Source organism: Staphylococcus cohnii subsp. cohnii, assembly GCF_002902365.1.
In the GTDB taxonomy this organism is placed as follows: Bacteria; Bacillota; Bacilli; order Staphylococcales; family Staphylococcaceae; genus Staphylococcus; species Staphylococcus cohnii.
The window spans coordinates 1-26,015 of the sequence record NZ_PPQC01000036.1; the positions used below are offsets into that span (position 1 = coordinate 1).

21 protein-coding genes are annotated in these 26,015 nt (G+C 32.0%); 6 read left to right on the top strand and 15 right to left on the bottom strand.

What is annotated here, in order from left to right:
- Nucleotides 1-843: 843 nt before the first annotated feature.
- The 4 genes from pepF to spxA form a co-directional block, all read right to left on the bottom strand.
- The gene (gene pepF / locus CD032_RS06055; protein WP_103211266.1) at nt 844-2,652 is read right to left on the bottom strand and encodes an oligoendopeptidase F; all 1,809 of its coding nucleotides are present in this window, start codon (nt 2,650-2,652) and stop codon (nt 844-846) included.
- Between the two features lie 470 nt (nt 2,653-3,122).
- Entirely contained in the window at nt 3,123-3,707 is a 585-nt protein-coding gene (locus CD032_RS06065; RefSeq protein ID WP_019469064.1) for a competence protein CoiA, read from the bottom strand.
- 183 nt (nt 3,708-3,890) lie between these two features.
- A complete protein-coding gene (gene mecA / locus CD032_RS06070; RefSeq protein ID WP_019469063.1) occupies nt 3,891-4,607 on the bottom strand; it encodes an adaptor protein MecA in 717 nt (238 codons plus the stop codon).
- Between the two features lie 317 nt (nt 4,608-4,924).
- Nucleotides 4,925-5,320, bottom strand: coding sequence for a transcriptional regulator SpxA (spxA, locus tag CD032_RS06075; RefSeq protein ID WP_040030144.1), 396 nt, complete (start codon nt 5,318-5,320; stop codon nt 4,925-4,927).
- 303 nt (nt 5,321-5,623) lie between these two features.
- Here spxA and trpS point away from each other — a divergent pair, with 303 nt between their 5' ends.
- Nucleotides 5,624-6,613 (top strand): tryptophan--tRNA ligase, encoded by a 990-nt coding sequence (gene trpS / locus CD032_RS06080; RefSeq protein WP_019469061.1) that lies wholly within the window; start codon nt 5,624-5,626, stop codon nt 6,611-6,613.
- A 313-nt stretch (nt 6,614-6,926) separates the two neighbouring features.
- On the opposite strand, the gene CD032_RS06085 is transcribed toward trpS, so the two are convergent.
- From CD032_RS06085 to opp3b, 5 genes are read right to left on the bottom strand one after another with little or no spacing between them, the layout of a single operon-like run.
- Nucleotides 6,927-8,576, bottom strand: coding sequence for a peptide ABC transporter substrate-binding protein (locus CD032_RS06085; protein ID WP_040030145.1), 1,650 nt, complete (start codon nt 8,574-8,576; stop codon nt 6,927-6,929).
- Nucleotides 8,577-8,593: 17 nt separating this feature from the next.
- A complete protein-coding gene (locus tag CD032_RS06090; RefSeq protein WP_162496140.1) occupies nt 8,594-9,535 on the bottom strand; it encodes an ABC transporter ATP-binding protein in 942 nt (313 codons plus the stop codon).
- The gene (locus CD032_RS06095) at nt 9,525-10,610 is read right to left on the bottom strand and encodes an ABC transporter ATP-binding protein (RefSeq protein ID WP_040030147.1); all 1,086 of its coding nucleotides are present in this window, start codon (nt 10,608-10,610) and stop codon (nt 9,525-9,527) included. The genes CD032_RS06090 and CD032_RS06095 overlap by 11 nt, the downstream gene beginning before the upstream one ends.
- Before the next feature lie 17 nt (nt 10,611-10,627).
- A complete protein-coding gene (opp3C, locus tag CD032_RS06100) occupies nt 10,628-11,695 on the bottom strand; it encodes an oligopeptide ABC transporter permease (RefSeq protein ID WP_019469057.1) in 1,068 nt (355 codons plus the stop codon).
- Nucleotides 11,695-12,621 carry an oligopeptide ABC transporter permease gene (gene opp3b / locus CD032_RS06105; protein ID WP_019469056.1) on the bottom strand — a complete coding sequence of 309 codons (927 nt, stop codon included), beginning with the start codon at nt 12,619-12,621 and terminating at the stop codon, nt 11,695-11,697. The genes opp3C and opp3b overlap by 1 nt, the downstream gene beginning before the upstream one ends.
- A 245-nt stretch (nt 12,622-12,866) precedes the next feature.
- Here opp3b and CD032_RS06110 point away from each other — a divergent pair, with 245 nt between their 5' ends.
- Entirely contained in the window at nt 12,867-13,241 is a 375-nt protein-coding gene (locus CD032_RS06110) for a DUF3899 domain-containing protein (RefSeq protein WP_019469055.1), read from the top strand.
- Nucleotides 13,242-13,277: 36 nt separating this feature from the next.
- On the opposite strand, the gene CD032_RS06115 is transcribed toward CD032_RS06110, so the two are convergent.
- The 3 genes from CD032_RS06115 to CD032_RS06125 all read right to left on the bottom strand — a co-directional run bounded on the left by CD032_RS06115 (nt 13,278) and on the right by CD032_RS06125 (nt 16,967).
- A complete protein-coding gene (locus tag CD032_RS06115; RefSeq protein WP_103211267.1) occupies nt 13,278-14,528 on the bottom strand; it encodes an MFS transporter in 1,251 nt (416 codons plus the stop codon).
- A 241-nt stretch (nt 14,529-14,769) separates the two neighbouring features.
- Nucleotides 14,770-16,014: a beta-ketoacyl-ACP synthase II gene (fabF, locus tag CD032_RS06120; RefSeq protein ID WP_040030148.1), complete on the bottom strand. Its 1,245-nt coding sequence runs from the start codon at nt 16,012-16,014 to the stop codon at nt 14,770-14,772.
- An 11-nt stretch (nt 16,015-16,025) separates the two neighbouring features.
- The gene (locus tag CD032_RS06125) at nt 16,026-16,967 is read right to left on the bottom strand and encodes a beta-ketoacyl-ACP synthase III (RefSeq protein ID WP_040030149.1); all 942 of its coding nucleotides are present in this window, start codon (nt 16,965-16,967) and stop codon (nt 16,026-16,028) included.
- Between the two features lie 228 nt (nt 16,968-17,195).
- On the opposite strand from CD032_RS06125, the gene CD032_RS06130 reads away from it, so the two are divergent.
- On the top strand, nt 17,196-17,390 hold the full coding sequence (locus tag CD032_RS06130) for a YjzD family protein (RefSeq protein ID WP_103211268.1): 195 nt from the start codon (nt 17,196-17,198) through the stop codon (nt 17,388-17,390).
- Nucleotides 17,391-17,680: 290 nt separating this feature from the next.
- On the opposite strand, the gene clpB is transcribed toward CD032_RS06130, so the two are convergent.
- On the bottom strand, nt 17,681-20,290 hold the full coding sequence (clpB, locus tag CD032_RS06135) for an ATP-dependent chaperone ClpB (RefSeq protein WP_040030150.1): 2,610 nt from the start codon (nt 20,288-20,290) through the stop codon (nt 17,681-17,683).
- A gap of 317 nt (nt 20,291-20,607) precedes the next feature.
- Between clpB and CD032_RS06140 the strand changes: the two genes are divergently transcribed.
- Complete coding sequence (locus CD032_RS06140) at nt 20,608-21,027, top strand: nuclear transport factor 2 family protein (RefSeq protein ID WP_040030151.1); 420 nt, start codon at nt 20,608-20,610, stop codon at nt 21,025-21,027.
- Between the two features lie 232 nt (nt 21,028-21,259).
- Here CD032_RS06140 and CD032_RS06145 read toward each other — a convergent pair whose 3' ends face one another.
- Together CD032_RS06145 and CD032_RS06150 are read right to left on the bottom strand one after the other, a co-directional pair.
- Entirely contained in the window at nt 21,260-23,083 is a 1,824-nt protein-coding gene (locus tag CD032_RS06145; RefSeq protein WP_040030152.1) for an acyltransferase family protein, read from the bottom strand.
- Between the two features lie 230 nt (nt 23,084-23,313).
- The gene (locus CD032_RS06150; protein WP_019469047.1) at nt 23,314-23,622 is read right to left on the bottom strand and encodes a metal-sulfur cluster assembly factor; all 309 of its coding nucleotides are present in this window, start codon (nt 23,620-23,622) and stop codon (nt 23,314-23,316) included.
- Nucleotides 23,623-23,735: 113 nt separating this feature from the next.
- Between CD032_RS06150 and CD032_RS06155 the strand changes: the two genes are divergently transcribed.
- Together CD032_RS06155 and CD032_RS06160 are read left to right on the top strand one after the other, a co-directional pair.
- Entirely contained in the window at nt 23,736-24,578 is an 843-nt protein-coding gene (locus tag CD032_RS06155) for a Cof-type HAD-IIB family hydrolase (protein WP_040030153.1), read from the top strand.
- A 28-nt stretch (nt 24,579-24,606) separates the two neighbouring features.
- A complete protein-coding gene (locus CD032_RS06160; protein ID WP_040030154.1) occupies nt 24,607-25,929 on the top strand; it encodes a CoA-disulfide reductase in 1,323 nt (440 codons plus the stop codon).
- Nucleotides 25,930-26,015 lie beyond the last annotated feature (86 nt).

The following is a 26,015-nucleotide window of genomic DNA, read 5'->3' on the forward strand; positions in this document are numbered from 1 at the left end:
TCCCTTCAAAGTTTACATTTTTAAGTGTCTACTTTGAAGGGAGCATATCATAACAAAATGAATTATCCCTTTTTTAAGTTATCTATTAGCATAATACTGACTCAAACAGAATATGATTTAAGTCTATAACTTCACACTCACCTCAGTTTTTCATCGATCAACACGTTACAAATCTACTATAAATGATGTGTTTTAGCTCAAAAAGTACCTATACCGCGCTTAACTAAATACGGTAAAAAAGAAACAAAGATACAATTATATAAATTAAATCCCTAAAGCGTTTTCAAATCGTCATATAATATGAAAGATCCGAACCACGTGCTAGTAAAATTCAAATCAACATTTGCAATTTACCTTTATATCATTGAAATACGAATTACAAAATTTCGTAAAAATAAAGAAAATGCCAACTTCTATATTATATTACTAAAGAAGTTGGCATTTTTTTATTGCTCTTAGTTACTATATTTCAATTACTTTTTATAAAATGAATCTCTCCAACTTTTACTTATTTACTAATTGTTAATCATTATTATCAATATACATTAGTACTTTATATAAAATTCAAAGAAAAATATATGTCGAAATATCTGAATAGTTATTCAATTTCTTATACATCACTTAGTTATTTAAAAATGGATATAAAAAAAACGCCGTGTCTGATTACACGGCGCTAAACAAAGGGGATGGGAGAAATTTTTCACTTCAAACAAAGGGGTATGTTTGTTATGTGATTAATTTCATATATATAATATAACACGCTGTTATATACCTTTCAACCATTAAAATTAAATAAATACCCTTTGTCACAAACTTGTCATATTGTAAACGAATACATTCATACTAAGCTTTCATTAACTTTTCAAAAGCGTCTAATTTTTGTTCAAATACTTGGCAAGCTTGTTCAATTGGTTCAGGCGTTGTCATATCTACACCAGCATTTTTCAAGATTTCAATTGGATAATTTGAACTACCTTTTTTCAAGAATTCTTTAATATATCGCTCAACAGCCGGTTTACCTTCTGTTAAAATTTGATGACTTAAACTTTGAGCTGCACTGTATCCGGTTGCATATTGATACACATAATAATTCATATAAAAGTGTGGTATTCTAGACCATTCTTTACTAATATTTTCATCTGTTTCAACAGAATCTCCAAAATATTTTCTGTTGAGATCTGCATATTCTTCATTCATACGGTTAGCAGTTAATGGTTCTCCAGCTTCTTCTATTTGATGAATTTTATGTTCAAACTCTGCAAACATTGTTTGTCTAAATAGCGTTGCACGGAAGCGTTCAAGTTCTTGGTTTAATAGTAATAATCTGCGTTTGTCATCTAAATGTTTATCCATATAGTCACTTAATAATGCTTCGTTACAAGTTGATGCGACTTCTGCAACGAAAATAGTGTAATCACTTAAATTAGATGGTTGATTTTGACGGCTAAAGTAGCTATGCACTGAATGACCAAATTCATGTACTAAAGTATATAAATCAGAAACTGTATTTGACCAATTCAATAATATAAACGGATTTGTTAAGTGAGCACCTGAAGAGTATCCTCCAGAACGTTTACCTTTATTTTCAAAGACATCCACCCATCGATGATTCAAACCTTCTTCTACAACTTTCATATATTCTTCACCCATTGGTTGTAATGCTTTCAACATCCAATCTTTAGCCTCTTCGTACGGCATTTCAAATTTAATATCTTTAACAAGTGGTGTGTAAACATCATACATTTTCATGTCATCTAAGCCCAATAGTTCTTTGCGCAATTTAGTATAGCGATGCAGTAAAGGTAAGTATTTATGAACTGTTTTCACTAAATTATCATAAACAGCTTCTGGAATGTGGTTATTATTCAAAGCAGATTCTCTTGCCGTTTTATAATTATGTGTTCTAGCATTAAAGACGTTTTTCTTAACTTCTCCAGCCAGTGTCGCACTTAGTGTATTGTTATAAGCACCATATGCCTTATATAAATTTTCATATGCAGATTGTCGTAATACGCGATCATCTGATTCCAGACACTTGATAAATGTCCCTTGTGTTAATGCGTGTTTTTGACCTTCACTATCTATTGCATCTTCAAATTCTAAGTCTGCATTGCTAAACATGCCATACACGTTGTCAGGTGTAGACAATGCATCTTGCGCCTCTGTCAATAATCTTTCTTTATCAGCACTTAATACGTGTGGTCTCTTTTCATTAATTAATTTTAAATCAAATTTATAACGTTTCAAATCATCATTTTCATCAATAAATCTTTGAATCGTTGCTTCATCTATTTGTAGAATTTCAGGTACTAAAAAACTCCATGCTGAGCTGAATTTTATAATTAATTGATGCGCTCTGGATTCATAACCTGTGTATTTATCATTCGCCGTATCTTGATCTTGTTTTAAATGGGCATACACATATACTTTTTCTAACTTGGAACCTAATTCATCTTCTAATGCTAATGCATTATATAGTGTCGTTGAGCTATCAGCTAAATGACCGACATATTGTTGTTCTTCACCTATATTATTTTCAACATCTTTAAATGCAGCTTCAAAAGCATTATCAGATTCAAAGATGGTAGATAAATCCCAAGTATATTCTGGATATTGACGTTCTTGTTCTTCCCTTGTTAATTGTTGTGTCATAATATCTAGTAAACCTCCTATAAAGTCTATTAGTATAATTTTCTCACGTCATAGTCATTTTTGCACGCTATAACACCCATGATTATAATAGAATTGTTTGAATTTTTGAACAATGCTATAACATATTTGTGCTTTATCTATTTCAATATTATAAAATTGGTTTAATTCTAGCAGTTGTTTAAATTGTGTCATATTAAAAGTATTCATTTGCCACATATATATAAGTTGTAATTGCCAATACACAGGATGCGATTTAATATACATTTGTTCTGGATAAATAATTCCTAGGTACTCACCTACCCACTCATCAGTTAACTTTAAATTATACATCACACTTAAACTTGGCTCTAAAACTGAATGTGCTTTACGGCATAAACTTAAATAACGCCTTATAGCACGTTTTGATAGTTTTAACGTTTGTGTTGCAACATGATAACCATGCTTTGACTGAATTTGATTAACTAAATGTCCTAATGGTATATCAAACCTTTTGCAATAAATTGTTGTCCACCTATAAAATTAATCATTTTATAACCAAAAAGCATTTCATGTGTTGTATCCCATGATAATAACAATCTATTGTAAATATCAATGAAATTTCTTTCGTATTTTGATAAGTATACAACGCCATTATTTTTATTATATTTTACATTCTTTATTATCCAATAAACTTTATAACCCGCATTTTGTAAAGCTCTACTGCGCCTTGAAATACACGCTAATGTTACTTTTGAAAATTGTATTTCGAATGCAATTTCATCATCAATGATTAAATCAGGATATTGGTAACTTTGTGGTACATATGGTTCAATGCTAACTTTATGATTTAAATCTTTTAGCTGTTGAGCAATGCGGTATTTCAACTCAGAATGTGCTTGCGATTCATTTTTATGGCAATACAAAAGATCATTACGAACATGCGCAAAATGAGGTGTATAGTATGCCCCCTTTTTTAATACCACTTTGCCTTTACAAAATGGGCAACGGTAGTTTTCACTTTTTATTGCATTTTTTGCCCAGACGGTCTGATTTTGATCATTGTTTGCGTATAACATTTCGTCACCTCATATAATTACACGCAGAAAGTCATCAAATTACTATAACTTTATTTAAGAAAAAACATTATTAATACAAAAAGCCATAAGTTAACAATTAACTTATGGCTCAGTATCTAAATAATATTACTAATTAAATCATAACCAGTATTGATAATAATTTATATTAGTTTCTAATCATCATTATTCAGTTGTATCAGGAAAATAACGACGTACTTGTGAAGCGACGTTATGACTCATAATAATTTTTGCGTAATCGTTTAAATATACTTCTGATTTATCAGTAGGATATGCGAACTCAAGTAACTGACTGTAACTATCGTTAATTGTTTCTTGTCCAACTGTGTCATCAAAGTGAACAGCGTAGTAATATACATTATTAAGACTATATAATAAATCTTCAAACTCATCTGCGCTTTGATTATTATGGTAAGCATAATCAATTACTTCTTCTAAGTCATTAAATCTAACTATAACAGTACGCGTATTCTGTGGTTTACGTTTGTTGCGTTCTTGATCTTGTTGCGTTTCTTTTTGTTGTTGACGTTGTTCAAATAAATCCTCTAAACTATCATCTTGCTCAAATGTTTGTGATAATAAATCATTAACTTGATGATCTAATTGATCATTGTCTTCATCAGACATATTGATAAGATCTTCGTTTTTAGATTTAGAAATCGTTACTTCAACACCTTTTTCAAAAGCATGTACTTGAATCCATAAAGGACCTTCTACAACAAAATCTTCTTCTTCATTGATTTCTTCCATCATGTTCCAAAAGAATTCTTCTCCACGTTTGCGATTAGTCCATAAATCTTCACGTTTAAAGCCTCTTGCTTCTATATCACTATATGTTATAAATAGTTTAACGGTAGTGTCGTCAACTCGCTCTATTCTCATATCATCTCACTCCTTACAGTCGATGAATAGTAATCATTATTGTATTAGAACGTAGTAAGAATTACAATTAATTTGTTTGATTAATTTTTACTATTTTCTATTTGGTCTCTTATAATAACATATACCCTTATAAAAGGCCAAAAAACAGCACTTTCTATAAGAGTGCTGTTTGAATTCAGTCAATAATCATTCACAATTGAATAACCGATTTGTTTGACGTACGTATATATTTATCTGTTACGGTAAATACAACAAAACTACAAAGCAACATCACAATAACGTTACTTTATGGCTCAATCGCTCTATCTATACATTAATTAATCAACCATACGTTGCGCTTCTTGCAATTGGAACGTACGTACTTTTCTAGGTAAAAAACGTCTAATTTCGTCTTCATTATAACCAACTTGTAAACGTTTATCATCTAAGATAATTGGACGTCTTAATAAACCTGGGTTATCTTGGATAATTGAATATAAGTCTTGAAGTGGTAATGCATCAATATCTACATTTAATTTTTGATAAGTTTTAGAACGAGTAGATATGATTTCGTCTGTTCCATCTTCAGTCATTTTTAAAATTTGTTTGATTTCATCAATTGTTAAGTGTTCTGAAAAAATGTTACGCTCCGTATACGGAATGTCATGTTCTTGTAACCATGCTTTCGCTTTACGGCAAGATGTGCAACTTGGTGAAGTAAATAATGTTACCATACATCTCACTCTCCTATTTTTCATGAATATAAATTCATTAGATTTCAATTTTATATGATTAAGAAATTTTAAAGTAATTTTTATCTCTCTTAACCTTACAATTAAAGTATACCCTATCAACATTAAAATTAAATGAGAATTCTCTAATTTTTTTAAAAAATTTCAAATAAGCTTAATTCCCAATCAACTTAGTTAGAAATATTGATATGTATACAGTTTAACATAACTTACAAATGATTGAAATACTGTTATACTATTACTAAAGTATATAAATTAAATTATTATAAAGGTAGGCATCAAAAAATGGAAACTTTATTTTCTGGTATCCAACCTAGCGGTATTCCAACGCTTGGTAACTATATTGGTGCGTTGAAGCAATTTGGGGAAGTCCAAGATGATTATGATTGCTTCTTCTGCATCGTGGATCAACATGCGATTACAATTCCACAAGACCGATTAAAACTACGTAAACAAACAAGACAGCTAGCAGCAATTTATTTAGCTTCAGGCATTGACCCAGAAAAATCAACATTATTTATACAGTCTGAGGTGCCGGCACACGTGCAAGCGAGCTGGATGTTAACAACTATTTCATCGATTGGTGAATTAGAACGCATGACACAATTTAAAGATAAAGCAGTAAAACAAACTGAAGGCATACCTGCTGGTTTACTTACATATCCGCCATTAATGGCAGCAGATATTGTCATTTATAACACAAATATTGTTCCTGTTGGAGACGATCAAAAACAACATATTGAATTAACTAGAAATTTAGTAGATCGATTCAATTCACGTTACAATGATGTTCTTGTAAAACCAGAAATACGCATGCCAAAAGTTGGTGGTCGTGTTATGAGTTTACAGGATCCAACGAAAAAAATGAGTAAAAGTGACGACAACCAAAAAAATTATATCTCGTTATTAGATGAACCAAATGTGGGTGCAAAAAAAATAAGAAGTGCAGTAACGGATTCAGATGGCATTATTAAATTTGACCGTGATAACAAACCTGGCATTTCAAACTTATTATCTATCTATTCAAGTTTAACTGATAAAACAATTGATGAACTCCAAACACAATATAAAGATTCTAACTATGGTGAATTTAAATCAGATTTAGCTGAAATTGTGAAAGAATTTTTAATTCAGTTCCAAGAAAAATATGAATACTATTTCAACTCTGATGAATTAGATACAATTTTAGATAACGGTAGAGATAAAGCTCAAAAAGCTTCATTTAAAACATTGAAAAAAATGGAAAAAGCGATGGGCTTAGGTCGAAAAAGATAATCTATAAAATCATAGTGGAGATTGGCATAAATCTCATGTTAAAAATACTAATCCATTTGATATGGATTAGTATTTTTTAAACTTTTATGATGTTTAAATTAATCTGCTAATGATTTATTCCTGTAATTTTCACTCAAATGCCTTATTGATTTTAGCAAATTACAATATCGTTAAATGTCAATTCTACTGAAGGAAAATAATAGTGCAATAAGTACAAAAGTCCTCATTATCAAAGAAAACGTCAATTTCTATAACATGATATAGAAATTGACGCTTTTTTCATTAATTCAATAAATGGTACTCAGGGTTCTTTTTATTTCTTTTTGCCTGTTTCACGGTCAATTGATTTATCAATGCTTACTTCTTTTAACGATGTATCGCCACCGATTTGGTGATAAATTAACCCTTTAACTTGAGGATTAGTTAAGTGTGCTTCACCTTTTTGATAAACAGGTGCTACTGGCGCATCATTGAGTAATAATTCTTCCGCTTCTTTCATTGCTGCATTACGTTCTTCAGGTTTTTTCAATAATTTACCATTTGCATCTTTAATAAGTTGATCATATTTTTTGCTGCTCCATGCAGTATTATTTTGCGAATTACCTGTAGTCATAATATTTAAGAATGACAATGGGTCTGGATAATCCGGCCCCCAACCTGATAACGATGCTTCAAACGTTTCAGAAGACTCTTGATTTAAACGTTGTTTAAATGGTAATTGTTTAATCTTCAAAGTAACACCTGGCAAGGTACTTTCTACTTGTGCTTTAATATATTCAGCAGAAATCTTTGCATCTGGTGTATCTTCAGTATTCATCGTAAATGTTAAATTTTTAATACCTAAATCTTTTTTTGCTTTTTCTAAATGTTGTTTGGCCGCTTTAGGATTATAAGTCAGTGGTGAATCTATGGAGTCAGCAAAGTCTTTACCATCTGGTGTTTCTGCCGTTAATTTAGCAGTAAATCCATCTGTCGCTTCTGAACCATTATTTTTTACTGAATTCACATACCCCTCTTTATTGATAGATTGTGCAATGGCTAACCTCAAATCTTTATTTTTAAATTCTGGTACGTTGTCTTGATTCATTTTAATATAAAACGTACTAGCCAATAAACGTTTTTTCAATCCTGGATTATCTTGATATTTATCTACTTGATCGGCGGTAATGGTCGTATCATCTACAGAACCAGTGTCATAAAGTGATGCACCTGCTTGTTGATCTTTTAACACTTTATAATTTACACGATCTAATTGAACTTTTTCTTTGTCCCAATAATCTTCATTTTTAACTAACTGAATTTTATCTTCAACTTTCCAATCTTGAACTTTAAACGGTCCATTAAAGACTGTTTTATCTGCAGTTGTAGCATATTGCTCGCCATTCTTTTTCACAACTTTTTCATTTTGTGGCATAAATGCTCCAAAGGCGAACATTTCATTAATATATGGAATTGGTTTTGTTAATTCAACTTTCAATGTATGATCATTTAAAGCTGTAACCCCTAATTTATCAACATCTTTTTTCCCCATATTAATGTCTTCAGCATTTTTAATATCATACATTATGTAAGCATATTCAGCAGCTGTTTCTGGATTAACAACTCTTTTCCAAGCATATTCAAAATCATGAGCTGTAACAGGATCACCGTTTGACCACTTAGCATCTTTACGCAGTTTAATAGTCAATGTCTTTCCACCATTACTTTTCTCTGGCATCTCTTTAGCAACACCTGGTTGAGCTTTATCGTTTTTATCTAATGTATATAAACCTTCGTACACTTGGTTATATATATCAAAGGATACAGTATCAGTGGCTAAGGCAGTATCCAAAGAAGAAATATCTTGTGGTATCACTTTCCTAAACACTTGCCCTTTATCCGAGTAGATACCTTCAGCACTACTACATCCCGCTGTGATCACCGTTAAAGCTAATAAAACTATAAATAGTTTAATCCTTTTCATATTAATCCCCCTTCCCCTTATACTGATGGTGCTTGCATTTGAGATTTTAATGTTTCTGCTTCTTCATCCGTAGTAAATACAAAATGGCCAGGTTGTATTTCATTTAATGACCGTTGATTATTTTTGGATGTGTCTTCTTTATACACTGTTCTTTTTCGAGAACGTTCACTTTCAGGATCCGGTTGTGGTACTGCTGAAAGCAATGATTTCGTGTAAGGATGTAACGGATGATTGTATATTTCATCTGCAGAACCTAATTCGACAATTTTACCAAAATGCATTACTGCTATTCTGTCTGAAATATATTTCACCATTGAAAGGTCATGGGCAATAAATAAAAATGTAATATTGTGTTCTCTTTGCAGCTTTAATAACAAATTAACGACCTGGGCTTGTATTGACACATCTAACGCTGATATTGGCTCATCTGCAATAATAAATTCTGGTTCTACTGCTAATGCACGTGCAATACCGATACGTTGTCTTTGACCGCCTGAGAATTCATGTGGATAACGATTGGCATGTTCTTTGCTAAGACCTACTGTTTCTAATAAATCATAAACTCTTCTTTTACGATCTTTTGTCCCACTAGCAAGCTTATGAATATCAATCCCTTCTGCCACTATATCCATGACTTTCAACCTTGGATTTAATGAAGCATATGGGTCTTGGAAAATCATTTGCATCTTTTTATTAAACTTCAAAGAATCTTTACGGTTTTTTATTTTTTGAATGTCTACACCGTCATAAAGAATTTCTCCACTCGTTACATCATTAAGTTTAATAATGGCTTTACCAGTAGTAGATTTACCACAACCAGATTCACCAACTAATCCAAATGTTTCCCCTTTATAAATATCAAATGAAATATTTTCAATTGCACGTACTTCACTACGTTTACCTTCATTAAAATATTGCTTAACATTTTTCACTTGTAAAAGTATGTCTTTATTTTGCATCATCAAACGCCACCCTTTCTACCTGTTGCGGCTTATCGTAATTATTAGGCATCTTACGTAAACGTTTTTGTACCATTTCTGGTGGTTCAACATGAGGTGCACGCTCGTCAAGTAACCAAGATTTCACAAAATGTGTATCAGATATTTTGAACCATGGTGGCGGTGTTTTAAAATCCACATCTAATGCATATTGACTACGTTCAGCAAACGCATCTCCTTTAGGCGGGTGTAATAAATCTGGTGGTGTACCTGGAATAGCTAATAATTCTGTTTCTGAACCAGTCGTTAAATCAGGCATCGATGATAATAGCCCCCAAGTATATGGATGTTTAGGGTCATAAAATATTTCATCTACGTCTCCTGTTTCAACCATTTGTCCACCATACATAACAGCTACTCTGTCAGCTATATTAGCAACAACACCTAAATCATGAGTGATAAAAACGATTGAAGTACTTATTTTGCTTTGTAATTCTCTCATCAATTCTAATATTTGTGCTTGCATCGTTACATCAAGTGCAGTTGTTGGCTCATCTGCAATTAATACTTTAGGTTCGCATGCAAGTGCTGTCGCAATGACTATCCTTTGTCTTTGTCCACCTGAAAATTGATGTGGATAGGCATTAAAACGTTTTTCAGCGTTTGGTAAACCGACAAGGTTTAATATTTCCAATGCCCTTTTCTTCGCATTTACTTTATTGTAATTTCTATGTTTCATTAATGGCTCCATGACTTGCTTGCCTATTTTCATTGTAGGATTTAGCGAAGTCATTGGATCTTGAAATATCATAGAAATATCTTTACCTCGTAATTTAATCAATTCTTCTTCTGATTTTTTAGCTAAGTCTTCACCTAAGAAATTAATAACACCTTTTTTAATTCTCCCTGTATCACCTTGGAATAATTTCGTAATAGCTTTAGTTGTCACTGATTTCCCAGAACCTGATTCACCAACAATTGCTAGTGTTTCTCCTTTATCTAGAAAGAAATCCACGCCACGTACTGCTTGCACTTCCCCTGCGTCAATATCAAAGGAAACATGCAAATTGTTCACTTCTAATATTCTTTCTGACATAAAATGTTGCCCCCTTTTTATTTACGCATTTTCGGATCAAATGCATCACGTAATCCATCACTAAATAGATAGAAGAATAATATTAATAAACTTAAAATAATAGCCGGAATAAATAATTCATGTGGATGAATCAATAACATTGCGCGACCATCATTTACAAGTGAACCAAGTGATGTTCTTGGTGCTGGCACTCCAATACCAATAAAGCTTAGGAATGCTTCGAAGAAGATTGCATTCGGCACTGTAAACATAGATGTAACAACTATAACTCCTAGTGTGTTAGGTAATATGTGCTTAAATATTAATTTAAGTTTAGATGCACCTAATGTTTTGGATGCTAATACAAATTCTTGACCTTTTAATTTTAAGAATTCCCCTCTGACAACACGACTCATTCCAATCCAGCCTGTGATTGCCATCGCTAATATAATCGTCCATATAGATGGTTCAAAGATTAACACGAATAAAATAACAACAATCAATGTTGGTATAGACGCAACAATTTCAATAATACGCTGCATCACATTATCAATACGACCTCCAAAAAATCCTGAAATCGCGCCATAAATGACCCCTATAAAAATATCGAGCAATGCTGCAACAACACCAATAAATAATGATACTTGTGCACCTTGCCAAGTACGTGACCATAAATCTCTACCTAATTGGTCTGTACCAAACCAGAAATTTTCTTTCACTCCAGCTTCTTTATACGCGTCTTTACCTTGAGCACCTTCACCATCAAATGGTAAAAATGAAATTTGATCTAGCACAGGTATTTTAGCTGGTAAGTTACGTCTTTCAACATCTTGTTCAGCATAGTCATGCGCACTAAATAATGGTCCAATTAACGCTAAAATAATGATAATAATTAACCCTATCATACCAACTACCGCTAATTTATTACGTTTTAATTGTGTCCATGCATCTTGCCAAAAGTTTTTACTCTCTCTTTGTATTTCCGGTTCTTTTTCAATGTCATTGTTACTTCTAATAAAATCTGATGCTGGTATCGCTTCTGAGGTATGTGACATAACTGCATTTGAATAATCTTGATTTAAATTTTCATTTTTATTATCAGCCATTATTTTTTACCTCCTTGTACACGTATACGTGGATCAATAACACCATATAATATATCTACAAGGAAAATAGAAACTATAAATAGTGTACTGAATAAAATGGTTGTTGCCATAATTACTGGGAAATCATTCGTGGTAATCGATCTTACGAATTGGTCACCTAACCCTGGCACACCAAAAATATTCTCAATTGTCAAAGTACCTGTTAATATACTCGCCAACATTGGCACAATAATTGTAATTACTGGAATCAAGGCATTTCTTAATGCATGTCCAAATAATACTCTCATTGTTGAATTACCTTTGGCACGTGCAAGTAAAATATAATCTGAACTCAACACTTCTATCATTTCTGCTCTTATGTATCTTGCTACCGTCGCTAAAACTGCTGCTGATAGTGCTAAAGATGGTAACACTGCTGTTGAAACACCTTCCCAACCTGCTACTGGGAACCATTGCAACCTTACTGAAAATACATATTGTAATAAAACAGCTAATACGAATGATGGTACCGATACTGCTATAACTGAAATTACTGTAGCTGTATAGTCAGCCCATGTGTTTTGCCGGACTGCTGCAATAACCCCTAAAATTAAACCGAGTATGACACCAATCACCATCGCTGTTAAACCCATTTCTAAAGATGGTAAAAGTCTCGGTTTGATTAATTCCCAAACTGGCTGGTTATCATATTGGAATGAGTTACCAAAGTCCCCCGTAACAACATTCTTTAAATAACTCGCATACTGAACTGGTACTGGGTCATTCAAACCATATTTTTCATTTAGAATTTGCTTTTGTTCTTCATTTAATTTTTCATCGTTAAATGGTGAACCTGGCATAAGTTTCATCAAGAAAAATGTAATGGTAATGATAATGAATAATGATAAAAACATATAACCCAGTCGCTTTAAAACATATTTAAGCATATCGTATCCCCCTTTGAATCGAATTAAACATTCCCTTCGCAATATTCAGAATATTTAATAACATTATACGTTTAGTTAAGATTTTAATCAATATTCTATTGCTTTACTTTATTAAAGAAATTAAAAATTAATTAATTTTAAACTTCTAATTAAATACTGTTGTTAACGAATTTATAGTAATTTTTATTCATTTTTTAGTTAACTTAAGTTACAATTAATTTAATTCTTTTTGGGGGGGCAACGACATGAAATATTTAAAGCATTTTGTATTATTTTTACTTATTACACCTATCATTTCATTTATTCTATGGTTATTTTCAAATCATACTTGGATAAACTTTATTAATATAATATTCTATGTCTCTATCTTCTTAGCAATATTCTCTTTTATCATTTTGATTGTACAAGAAGGCATTTTAGATCCTACAAGCTTTGGTTTCAGAAGATTAAAATATCAATTGATGAGAAAGAAACATAGAAGCTCGCTTGAAGATGATACGTTTTTTAAGCCTACTCAACCTAAAAAAGATATTTATATTGTTTCATCTTGGGTGAAAATTGCTTTTCTTTGTAACCTCATTTATGTCATTATCTCTATTTTAATATCATTTGCTATATAGAAAGACTGGATTAGTAATTGTATTTAATAACAATAACTAATCCAGCCTTTTTTGTTTACGACTATCAATGTTGGGATTGCAGAAAAGTGCATAATATAATAAGACAAATCCCAATAAAACAATGACTGCCACATAAATTGACATCATCCATGGCAATATAAATGCGCCAATAATAAGCCCAAAACGTGCTAAAATATTTCCACCATAAAATGAAACCATTGCAAATGTGCTATACGTACTACGTTTATCTTCAGGAATCATTAAGAATCGTTGCGCATTTTGGATAGGTGAATATATTAATTCTCCTATCGTCGCTACAATTGAAAACAAACATAAAATCCAAAACGATGTTGCAGATGTCAAAACACTGTATCCTAATGTATACAAAACAATCCCAATCATAAATGCAATTCTAGTTGAAGTCGTTGCAACAATTCTGTTAACAGTAAAAGTTAAAGTTGCAACTACTACTGTGTTAATAATCATAATGACTGTGAACATTCTGACACCATCTATATAAAAACCAAAAATAGTTAATGGTTCAAAAGCATCTTTCAATCTTACCACTACATAAGAATTTAAACTTAATTCAGCCATAATGACCATCATATAACCTAAATTTAGCATCATATAATACTTGTCTTTAACTACATCTCGGTAACTATCAAAAAAATGTTTAAACTTAGTCGTAACATCTCCCTTTTTGTTAATGATTTGTTTAACATCATAATACTTTTCAAATAAATACCAACTCACTAACATCGCGATAAAGAAGAGGATAAATAATAAATGTTTATGTCCCAAATATAACAATGCACCTAGTGCCATACCGATTGCTGTACCAATATTGAACATCCAATAATTGAGTTGGTATACATATTCTCTAACATCTTCATATATAGCATCCATAATTGCCGCTTCAAATATAGGTTCGCTTGCAGCAAACAATAATTGAAAAACAAAAATAGCAATACAAAATATAACTAAACCAATACCGTCCATAGTAACCGTAATACTTAGAATAATTAGGCAAATTGCGTATAAAAAATGGATATAATTCACCGTTTTCTTCCTATTATAATTATCGCCTAAATATCCACCTAAGAAAGACACTATAAAACTCACTATAATATTTATAATTAAAAATGTCCCTGCAAAAACTGCATTCACCTTGCTCGTTAAATAAAGTGCTATAAAAGGCATGATGGCTTGACTTGCTATAATCAAGATAAAATCTGCAATCATTCGTGTTTTCAAAGTTGTTGATAAAGTTGAAAAGCGTTTCATCTTGACTGCCTCCTTTCAACCTAAATATAAAGCACATTATACACTAGGTGTACGTCATAAATATACAAAACATCAAAATTAATTATGTATTTTACTATTAATTATTTGTATTATTACTTTTTAATGCTTTATACAGTCCAAAGCTTATTTATAAAATTTCCGTATCTGTTTCATAAATTTAGCCAAAAATAAATAAGGCTGGACAAATGAATTGTCTCAGCCTTTAACATTACATATTATTTTAGTCGTTAAATTTTTTCAAAACTAGCACGGCGTTATGGCCACCAAATCCTAGACTATTACTCATTGCATAAGTAATATCTAAGTCTTCAGCTTTATTAGGAACGATATCTAAATCACATTCTGGGTCTGGAGATTCAGCATGGATGGTTGGTGCGATACGTCCATCTCTAATAGATAAGGCAGAAAAGATTGCCTCTAAGCCACCAGTTGCACCTAATAAGTGACCAGTCATTGATTTTGTAGAGCTAATTTTTAAGTTTTTAGCTGCTTCACCAAATGTATTTTTAATCGCTTGAATTTCAGTTAAATCACCTACTGGCGTACTTGTACCATGCGCATTTAAATACTGTATATCTTTGGCCTCAATGCCAGCATCATCAATCGCAGCTTGCATTGCACGTGAGCCGCCTTCACCCTCTGGTGCTGGCGCAGTAATATGATAAGCATCACCTGTTGAACCATAACCGACTACTTCAGCATAAATTTCTGCACCACGCGCTTTTGCTGATTCTAATGATTCAAGTACAACAATACCTGCACCTTCACCCATCACAAAGCCATCACGACCTTCTTGGAATGGTCGACAAGCTGTTTCCTTATCTTCATTCGTTGTTAAGGCACGGCTTGCACTAAAGCCAGCTATAGCCATATGTGTGATTGGTGCTTCTGTTCCTCCAGTAACCATAGCATCAGCGTCACCACGTTGGATAATCTTGAAAGCTTCTCCAATAGAGTTTGTACCTGTTGCACATGCTGTAACAGTAGCACCATTAGGACCTTTTGCACCTAAATCTATAGATACTTGGCCTGTAGCCATATCTGGAATTAACATCGGTACAAAGAAAGGACTCACACGTCTAGGACCACGCTCTAGCAATTGACTATGTGATAATTCAAATGTTTCCATGCCTCCGATTCCAGAGCCAATCCAAACACCAATTCTATCGGCAGTGTTTTCATTAATTTCTAGTTTGGCATCATTGACCGCTTCTCTTGCAGCAACTACTGCATACTGTGTGAAGCGATCCATACGACGCGCTTCTTTTTTATCTATATGATCTTCAATATCAAAATCTTTTAATTCACCAGCTAAATGAACTTTATATGCTGATGTATCTAAACGTGTTATTTCATCTATACCACTAACACCATTTAGTGCATTTTTCCATGAAGTTTTTGCATCATTACCGATTGGAGATAAAACACCTATACCAGTAATTACAACGCGATGTTCCTTGCTCATAAATTATCCTCCTATTTTCCCCATCTTATAGTTACAGCACCCCAAGTAAGACCACCACCGAATCCTACAAGTACTAAAACATCATCATCTTTAATTTTACCATTTTCTAATTCTTGTGCGATACTTAAAGGAATTGAAGCTGCAGAAGTATTACCAAATTTATCAACTGAGACGCTCATTTTTTCTTTTGGTATACCTAATCTTTCTCTTGCAGATTCCATAATTCTAATATTAGCTTGATGTGGTACAAACATATCGATATCATTTGGTTCTAAATTTGCTTTTGCAACTGCATTATTTGAAGCTTCACCCATGATTCTAACAGCAAATTTAAACACTTCTCGTCCATTCATAAATATCTTACCATTTTCTGGATTTAAATATAAATATTCTCCTCCAGAACCGTCTGATCCAAGTTCATAACTTAAAATGCCTCGGCCTTCAGATACTTCACCGATAACTACTGCACCAGCACCATCACCAAATAATATAGCTGTTGAACGATCAGTGTAATCCGTGATTTTAGATAATTTATCTGCGCCTACAACTAAAATATTTTTATAATCACCTGATTGTACGAATTGTTTAGCATTAATCATTGCATACATGAAACCACTACATGCAGCTAACTGATCCATAGAAGCAACTTTTCCGATTCCAAGTCTATCTTGTAATATATTAGCTACAGTTGGAAACGGAAAATCTCCTGTAGATGTCGCAACAATAATCATGTCTATATCAGTTGGTTCTATACCAGCATCATTGATAGCTTTAACACTTGCTTGATAAGCTAAATCAGACGTCTCTTCATCTTCATCAGCCCATCTTCTTTCTTTAATACCTGTCATTTTTGAAATCCATTCATCTGAAGTTTCTAAAAATGATTCAAAATAGGCATTCTCTACTACTTTTTCAGGCGCATATGCACCGAAACCTTTAATACCCACGTTCATGGTTGTACACCTTCTTAATAATTTTTTAATACCAGGTATTAATTTAACATAATATATATTTCCAATACAAGAACTTCACCTAGTATACTCATTAAAATCACATTATTTATTATAATTTATCGTAAATGTTAGCACAATTAAAATCTATACTTTATAAGTTACTACTATACAAATACTACTTTCTTATTTATAATGAATGTATATATATTAAATTGGAGGCATTACATAATGAAATACCTCGTAGTGTTATTTTGGTCTATTGTCTTATTACAAATGGTAAATTTCGTACTTAACAGTCTTTCAGGTGGGGGCTCACTTAATTTAATCACCCCTATTATTGGTGCTATTGTATTTACAATCATTGTCGTATTATTTGATTTGATTATTAAACCTTCAAAGCATGAGACGAAAGAACAACATTAATTTTTTTATCACATACACATTTTTATGAAGCGTTCGAAACGAAAATATCTCGAACGAATTTAAAAAGGCAATCTCTAAGTTTTCAATTTAGAGATTGCTTTTTTGCTATAGAAAATTTCTAAGATTTTAAATGTACTAAATTTTTAATTAATCCAACACTAATTAAATTTATTAAAGTACGCATTGAATATTAAGAATTAATATAATAATAGCCCGTAAAAGAACTGTTTTAGTTCGATTACGGGCTTATTATATGAGCGTTGATATCTCAAATACTATTTATTTTCAGTTTATATTATTTCTGGTTTAATTTCTTCAAATGTTAAACCATCATCTGATAAATCTATTTTTATTAATGTACCTTCTGGTAAATTTTCTCTAATCATTTTGCGTGCAAGTGGTGTTTCAATTTGTCTTTGAACAAATCTTTTTAGTGGTCTTGCACCAAATTGAGGTTCATATGCTTCTTCACCTAACCATGCTTTAGCTTTATCAGAAACGTCAATGGAAATACGTTGTTCCATCAATCTAATGTTTAATTGTGTTAAAATTTTATCAACAATTAAACTCATATCATTTACGGATAATGGTTTAAACAAGACGATGTCATCCATACGATTTATGATTTCTGGTTTGAAGTATTGATTTAAACTATTCATTACTGCTTTTTCTGTTGATTCAGTAATCACACCTGTATCTTTTACATTTTCTAATAATATTTGTGAACCAATATTACTTGTCATGATAATAATAGTATTTTTGAAATCTACTTCTCGTCCTTGTGAATCAGTTAAACGACCTTCTTCTAATATTTGTAACAACACGTTAAACACATCTGAATGTGCTTTTTCTATTTCGTCTAACAAAATAACTGAATAAGGATTACGACGAACTGATTCTGTCAGTTGACCACCCTCTTCATGACCAACATAGCCAGGAGGAGCACCTATTAAGCGAGAGACAGAGTGTTTTTCCATATATTCACTCATATCAATACGAATCATATGTTTTTCTGAATCAAATAAAGTTGATGCTAATGATTTCGCTAATTCTGTTTTACCTACACCTGTTGGCCCTAAGAATAAGAAGCTACCAATTGGTCTATTAGGGTCTTTAATTCCAGCACGCGCTCTGACAACTGCATCAGCAACTAGATCTACAGCTTTATCTTGACCTACAACACGTTCATGAAGTATATCAGATAAGTTTAGGAGTTTCTCCCTTTCAGTTTCAACTAATTTTGATACTGGAATGCCTGTCCAAGAACTAACAATATCGCCAATTTCTTCATCAGTAACAATTTCACGAATGATGCGATCATTGTCTTCATTTTGTTCATTTTGGAAAGCGTCTTCTAATTCACGTAATTCTTTTTCTAGTTGTGGAATTTTACCGTGCTGTAATTCAGCTGCTTTTTCTAAATTATAGTTATTTTCAGCATCTTCTAAAGCTTTTCGACTTTCATCTAATTCTGAACGTTTCTCTTGCAATTTAGCTATTTTTTCTTTTTCTTCTTCAACACGTGATTGAATAGAACTTTGTTTTTCCTTTTCGTTTGCTAATTCTTCTTGTAGCTCTTGCAAACGTTGTTTACTGGCATTATCAGATTCATTTTTCAATGCTGACTCTTCAATTTCTAACTGCATAACACGGCGATTCACTTGATCTAATTCTGTTGGATTTGAGCCCATTTCAGTACGTATCGTCGCACATGCCTGGTCTACTAAATCTATTGCCTTATCTGGTAAGAACCGATCAGTAATATAACGGTCTGATAATTCAGCTGCTGCTACTAATGCTTTATCCTGTATACGAACACCGTGATATACTTCGTAACGTTCTTTCAAACCACGTAAAATAGAAATAGTATCTTCTACATTAGGTTCAGATACATTTACTTTTTGAAAACGACGTTCTAAAGCTGAATCTTTTTCAATATATTCTCTATATTCATTTAAAGTTGTCGCACCGATACAATGTAGCTCACCACGAGCCAACATTGGTTTAAGCATATTACCTGCATCCATGGCACCTTCAGTTTTACCTGCACCTACGAGCATATGAATTTCATCAATAAACAAAATAATTCTTCCGTCTGATTCTTTGACTTCTTTAAGTACTGCTTTCAATCTTTCTTCGAATTCACCACGATATTTTGCACCTGCAACAAGTGCGCTTAAATCAAGTTCAAAAATTGTTTTATCTAACAGTGATTCTGGTACGTCTTTACGTACGATACGTTGCGCTAATCCTTCGACAATTGCTGTTTTACCGACACCAGGCTCACCTATCAAGACCGGGTTGTTTTTGGTTTTTCTACTTAATATACGGATTGAATTACGAATTTCTTCGTCACGTCCAACGACAGGGTCCATATTACCTTGACGCACTTCTTCAACTAAATCACGGCCATATTTTTCTAATGCTTCATAATTTGCTTCTGGATTTTGTGATGTCACACGATTGCCTCCTCTAACTTTTTTTATAATTTCCTCTATTACTTCTTTTTTATTTGCTACAAATTGTTTGGTCGTATCATCTATATCCATGGCAGCTAAAACGATATGTTCCATAGATATATATTCATCTTCATATTTTTTCATATAAGTTTCAGCTTTATTTAATAAATTATTAGCATTTTGACTTATATATTGACCATATTGAACATTATCCCCTTGGACTGATGGATATTTTTTTAATTTTTCCTTATATGATTGATCTAATTTTTCTGTATCAATATGCGCTCTATCGAAAATACTTTTAAATAAACTTTCATTTTCTGTTAATGCCGCTGATAATACTGCTTCAATTTCAATATTTTGATTTTCATTTGTTTTGGCTAATTCAATTGCATTCTGTAATGCACTTTGAACTGCATAGGTCATTTGATTTATATCCAAATTGATTCACCTCACCATTTAATGATTGATCAAAAAAGTAAGTTTGACTTTGACTTTCTTTGACCTTATCTATATTATATTACGCTTTCTGACAAGAATCAACAATAAAGGGTTCGTTTTTTAATTATTTTTTAAAGTTTTGAGCACTTAGCACATCATAACTTTTGCCCAATACCCATTTGTTAAAACATTCATACAGATTACATAAAAACTGCTAAATTGATAGCAATCTTTATACTTTCAACAAAAGCACATATCCCATTACGTTAAAGTTATGTTAGCATTATTGTAAATATACAACAATGGAGGTTGAATATATGAATAACGTAATCAAAAGACCAACGCCGCCGTTTAATAAACAGACAGCTTTAGAAAAAGTAAAATTGGCGCAAGATGCATGGAATACTAGAGATCCTGAAAAAGTATGTCTTGCTTATACACAAGATTCACAATGGAGAAATCGTAGTGAGTTTTTTGAAGGTCGAGAAGCAATTAAATCCTTTTTATATAGAAAATGGCACAAAGAACTTCATTACAAATTGATGAAAGAATTATGGTGTTACACCGACAACCGTATTTCAGTTAGATTTGAGTATGAATGGTATAATGCCTCTACAAATCAATGGATGCGTACACATGGCAATGAGCATTGGGAATTTAATAACAACGGCCTCATGACGAGAAGAGATATGAGTGCAAATGATTACCCAATCAATGAGCGTGATAGAAAATATTAAGTTTACTTTACCTAACGATTGCAACTCATAAATTATAAATACCTGTCATTTAATATATTTTCATCTTAATATGAGCACAGACATAATAAAAGGTTATTAATAGTTTTTCAAATGAAAGTTTTGGTTTTTCGAAAAAATAAATCTATAAAAAATGTAAACGCCAATTTCAATTGAAATTGGCGTTTATGTGTGATCAAACTACATTAATATCGTGTTTCTCTGACCTTTTGATTTATTTTGAATCGCTTGTTATATGTTTTAAAATTTCATCAGTTAATGCCTCTACACCTTTTGTTTCTAAATGAATACCGTCTGGTGCAAAATATTCTGTATGATCTTCAGAACGTTTGTACCAATCAATAAGCGTTACATTTTTATGTGCTTTAGCGGCATCTGTCATCAATTTATTCACGTGACTTTCATAACTTCTCGGAACGCGCGTATTCACTAAATAAATTTGTGCACTTCCGAATTTATTGATTAACGTATCTAATTGTTCTTTACTAAAGTCACCATTTGTACCTAGTTCTAGCACAATTTTATCAGAGCTCTTATTAAATGATTGATAGTGTTTTTCTACAAGTGGTGCAACATCATATAAATTACGACCAACTTCACCATCAATTTTTGCGTTTGGCACCCTTTTTTTAAAATTCTCACCTATATCAACCATCACTGAATCACCAATGAGCAATGGTTTAATATTTGTATATACTTCTGATGTTGTTATTTTTTTAGCATTTGATTTATCAAAAAAGTTTACTTCATCAATTGGTATCGGCCGCACTAATTGTTTATCAAATTCATCTGTTTTAAACGTTGTTTTTTTATCTGTAATCATATCTTTACCTAATTTATCAAAACTGCCGGATAAAACAAATAAGCTTGGAATCATAAATATTAATAAAATAGCTGTTCTTACAAACGGTAATTTTTTACTTACTTTTATAGAAAATACTTTGAAGCCTTTTTTTCTAAAAGGTGTTTCAATATAGCGGTACGAGAGTTCAGCTAAAGTGATTGTCAATATGATATCTAAAACATACACATAATTCGGTAATTGCCCAGCAACGTAATATGAATGTACAAAACTAATAACTGGAAAATGCCATAAATACAAACTATAAGATCTCTTACCAATCATAACAAAAATAGGGTTACCGATAACTTTAGCAAAATAACCTGATGGATGAACAGCACTCATTATGACAAATAGCGTCATTGCAGATATTAAGTAAAATCCACCATTATAAATCCAATCACTATTATCATTAACTTTATAAAAAAGTAAAAGTAAGATAAAAATACCAAAAACGCCAATACCATCTATGATATGCGTTAATGTTTTTTGAGGATTTTTCTTCAACTTGAACGGTGGCCATAAAAACGCTAGTATAACACCCAATAACATTGTTTGAAGTCTCGTATCTGTACCAAAATAAACTCGTGAATGAGACATATGCGGTTGTGAAATGATAATCATCACAAGTAAAGAAATTAATGAAATTATCCAAAATATTAAAACAACATTGCGGTATTTTTTTAATGATAATAAAAGCAATATAAAAAGAATTGGGAATACAATGTAAAATTGTTCTTCAATTGCTAAGGACCATAAATGTTTTAATGGCATAAAAGCAAATTGTTCAAAATAATTGACATCTGAAGCGATGTACCACCAATTAGAAAAATAAAAAATTGCTGCTATTGCATCCTTTTTTATATTAACAATTTCTTCTGGTTTTAATACCAATGTTGCTACTACTACAACAAATACTAAAGTTAGTACTGCAGGTATCAATCTTTTGAATCGTCGTACCCAAAAGTTTTTTAAATTAATTATCCCTGTTTCTTCATATTCTTTTAAAAGTAAGCTCGTAATTAAATATCCAGAAATAACGAAAAATGTATCAACACCTAAAAATCCACCAGTTAACCATTGCTTATTTAGGTGGTAAATAATAATACCAATTACTGCTATTGCTCTTAAACCATCTAAACCAGGCATATACCGCGTGTTACGTGTCACATGATTATTTTCAAGATCATTGTTCATTTCCCCACAAACTTTCCTAAAATTACGTGAACATCTAATTTATTCACTTAGCCATTGTAATATTAATGTAATACAACTGCAATTATTTTAATGAATTGAGCGATAGAAATAAAAAAATTTAAAATAGCCTGACATAAAATGTCCATAAGTGTTCTAAAATAAAAAAACTAGCTTAAGTTAGCAATACATATCGAAACGTATTGTTACTTAAACTAGTTATCTATCTTTTATTAACCTATGCCAAGTGCAATTTTAGCATAACGTGACATCATTTCTTTACTCCATGGTGGACTCCAAACAATATTTACTTCTGTGTCTGAAATCTCAGGAATTTCTGCTAAGACCATTTTTACTTGGTTCATAATTTGTGGTCCAAGCGGACAACCCATAGAAGTTAATGTCATTTCTACTGTACATAAGCCTTCATCATCAACATCTACGTTATATACTAAACCTAAGTTTACGATATCGATTCCTAACTCAGGGTCAATTACCATCTCTAAAGCATTTAGTATGCTATCTTTTAATCCTTCGTCCATACATCTCACCTCTTCGTATTTAATCATACTAACAATATATCAAATATCTTACAAAACGCCAATAAAATGCTATGATATTCATACATCATTTATTAAATTTAAAGGAGATTTACATGAGTTCTTATTTAATTTGTTTAGACTTAGACGGAACACTGTTAAACGATGACAAGAAAATTACACCTTATACTAAAAAGGTTTTAACGATATTACAAAAGCAAGGACACAAACTAATGATAGCAACTGGCAGACCATACAGAGCCAGTCAAATTTATTATCATGAACTAAATATGAATACACCTGTAGTTAATTTTAATGGTGCTTTCGTCCACCATCCAAAAGACGACCATTTTAAAAATAAACATGAAGTACTAGATTTAGACTTATCGCATGAGATTATTCAGTCACTAAACAACTTTGGTGTTTCCAATATTATTGCTGAAGTAAAAGATTATGTCTTTTTAAATAATTTTGACCAAAAATTATTTGATGGTTTTTCAATGGGAAACCCTAAAATAGAAACCGGTGACTTACTTAATTCCTTAAATGAATCACCTACTTCAATTTTAGTTGAAGCTGAAGAGTTTATGATTCCTAGAATCAAGCAAATGCTTACACGTTTCTATGCTGAAAACATTGAACACCGAAGATGGGGCTCACCCTTCCCAGTTATTGAAATCGTAAAACAAGGTATTAGTAAAGCAAGAGGTATAGATTATGTTAAATCCTATTTAGATATGGATAGAAATCATATTATTGCATTTGGCGATGAAGATAATGACTTAGAAATGATAAAATATGCCAAACATGGCATTGCTATGGAAAATGGTTTAGACGAATTAAAACATGTCGCAAATCATGTAACTTATTCAAATAATGACGATGGTATTGGTCGCTATTTAAATGATTTTTTCCATTTAAACTTATCTTATGAAACAGTAGTAGAATCACATATTTAATTATTAAATTTATAGGGGGCTATATACTATGAATAAAATTGTAGTGGTTGGGGCTGTTGCTGGAGGTGCAACCGTTGCTAGCCAAATCAGAAGATTAGACCATGTGAGTGAAATCATCGTTTTTGAAAAAGATAGAGATATGAGTTTTGCTAACTGTGCACTGCCTTATTATTTAGGAAATGTCGTAGATTCTAGAGACAAAGTATTAGAAGCAACGCCAGAGTCTTTCTATGATTCTAAAAAGATTGTTGTTAAGCCCTATCACGAAGTAACTGCAATTAACGACAAAACGCAAACAATTACCGTATATAACAAGCAAGATAATACGACGTTTGAAGAAGGCTATGACACTTTAATTCTAAGCCCAGGATGTAGCGCGAATTCTTTAAACTTAAATAGTGATATCAGTTTTACATTAAGAAATATGGAAGATACTGATGCCATTGAAAACTTTATCGAACGACAAAGCGTTAAAACAGCACTTGTCGTTGGTGCGGGATATATTGGATTAGAAATATTAGATAATTTACATCATAGAGGTATTGAAAGCACATTAATACATCGTTCAACTCATGTGAACAAATTAATGGATAGTGATATGAACCAGCCCATTTTTGATGAAATGAAAGCAAGAGATATCAATTATCGTTTAAATGAAGAAATTGTAAAAGTGAATGGTCATGAAGTTCATTTTAAATCTGGTAAAGTTGAACACTATGATTTGATTATTGAAGGGATTGGCGTTAAACCTAATTCAGAATTCATTCAATCATCAAATGTAACTTTAGACAGTAAAGGTTACATTCCAGTAAATGATCGGTTTCAAACGAACATTGAAAACATTTATGCTTTAGGTGATATTATTACTTCTCATTATCGTCATGTAGACTTAACTGCACATGTACCTTTAGCATGGGGGGCTCATAGAGCAGCAAGTATTATTGCAGAACAACTAGCAGGAAATACTTCAGTACACTTTAAGGGTTATTTAGGCGCAAATATTGTAAAATTCTTTGATTATACCTTTGCCAGTGTTGGCGTAACACCACAAGAATTAGATAACTTTGATTATGAAATAGTAGAAGCTAACCAAGGAGAACATGCAGGTTATTACCCAGGAAATACTAAGTTACATTTACGTGTCTATTTCGATAAATCTAGCAGACGTATCATTCGTGCTGCTGCTGTAGGAAAAAATGGTGCTGATAAACGTATAGATGTTTTATCTATGGGCATGTTGCATAAATTAACCATTGATGAGCTTACTGAGTTCGAAGTTGCTTATGCTCCACCTTATAGTCGACCAAAAGATATTATCAACATGATAGGCTATAAAACGCGTAATAAATAATTATTAGGAACTAATGCAGAGATAGAAATCATTTCATATTGATCTCTTTTGTTAATGGATTTATTCAACATAATAAACACCACCAC

Coding starts and splice junctions, on each gene's coding strand:
- pepF (WP_103211266.1), bottom strand. CDS start 2,652: ATGACACAACAATTAACAAGGGAAGAACAAGAACGTCAATATCCAGAA.
- CD032_RS06065 (WP_019469064.1), bottom strand. CDS start 3,707: ATGTTATACGCAAACAATGATCAAAATCAGACCGTCTGGGCAAAAAAT.
- mecA (WP_019469063.1), bottom strand. CDS start 4,607: ATGAGAATAGAGCGAGTTGACGACACTACCGTTAAACTATTTATAACA.
- spxA (WP_040030144.1), bottom strand. CDS start 5,320: ATGGTAACATTATTTACTTCACCAAGTTGCACATCTTGCCGTAAAGCG.
- trpS (WP_019469061.1), top strand. CDS start 5,624: ATGGAAACTTTATTTTCTGGTATCCAACCTAGCGGTATTCCAACGCTT.
- CD032_RS06085 (WP_040030145.1), bottom strand. CDS start 8,576: ATGAAAAGGATTAAACTATTTATAGTTTTATTAGCTTTAACGGTGATC.
- CD032_RS06090 (WP_162496140.1), bottom strand. CDS start 9,535: ATGCAAAATAAAGACATACTTTTACAAGTGAAAAATGTTAAGCAATAT.
- CD032_RS06095 (WP_040030147.1), bottom strand. CDS start 10,610: ATGTCAGAAAGAATATTAGAAGTGAACAATTTGCATGTTTCCTTTGAT.
- opp3C (WP_019469057.1), bottom strand. CDS start 11,695: ATGGCTGATAATAAAAATGAAAATTTAAATCAAGATTATTCAAATGCA.
- opp3b (WP_019469056.1), bottom strand. CDS start 12,621: ATGCTTAAATATGTTTTAAAGCGACTGGGTTATATGTTTTTATCATTA.
- CD032_RS06110 (WP_019469055.1), top strand. CDS start 12,867: ATGAAATATTTAAAGCATTTTGTATTATTTTTACTTATTACACCTATC.
- CD032_RS06115 (WP_103211267.1), bottom strand. CDS start 14,528: ATGAAACGCTTTTCAACTTTATCAACAACTTTGAAAACACGAATGATT.
- fabF (WP_040030148.1), bottom strand. CDS start 16,014: ATGAGCAAGGAACATCGCGTTGTAATTACTGGTATAGGTGTTTTATCT.
- CD032_RS06125 (WP_040030149.1), bottom strand. CDS start 16,967: ATGAACGTGGGTATTAAAGGTTTCGGTGCATATGCGCCTGAAAAAGTA.
- CD032_RS06130 (WP_103211268.1), top strand. CDS start 17,196: ATGAAATACCTCGTAGTGTTATTTTGGTCTATTGTCTTATTACAAATG.
- CD032_RS06140 (WP_040030151.1), top strand. CDS start 20,608: ATGAATAACGTAATCAAAAGACCAACGCCGCCGTTTAATAAACAGACA.
- CD032_RS06145 (WP_040030152.1), bottom strand. CDS start 23,083: ATGAACAATGATCTTGAAAATAATCATGTGACACGTAACACGCGGTAT.
- CD032_RS06150 (WP_019469047.1), bottom strand. CDS start 23,622: ATGGACGAAGGATTAAAAGATAGCATACTAAATGCTTTAGAGATGGTA.
- CD032_RS06155 (WP_040030153.1), top strand. CDS start 23,736: ATGAGTTCTTATTTAATTTGTTTAGACTTAGACGGAACACTGTTAAAC.
- CD032_RS06160 (WP_040030154.1), top strand. CDS start 24,607: ATGAATAAAATTGTAGTGGTTGGGGCTGTTGCTGGAGGTGCAACCGTT.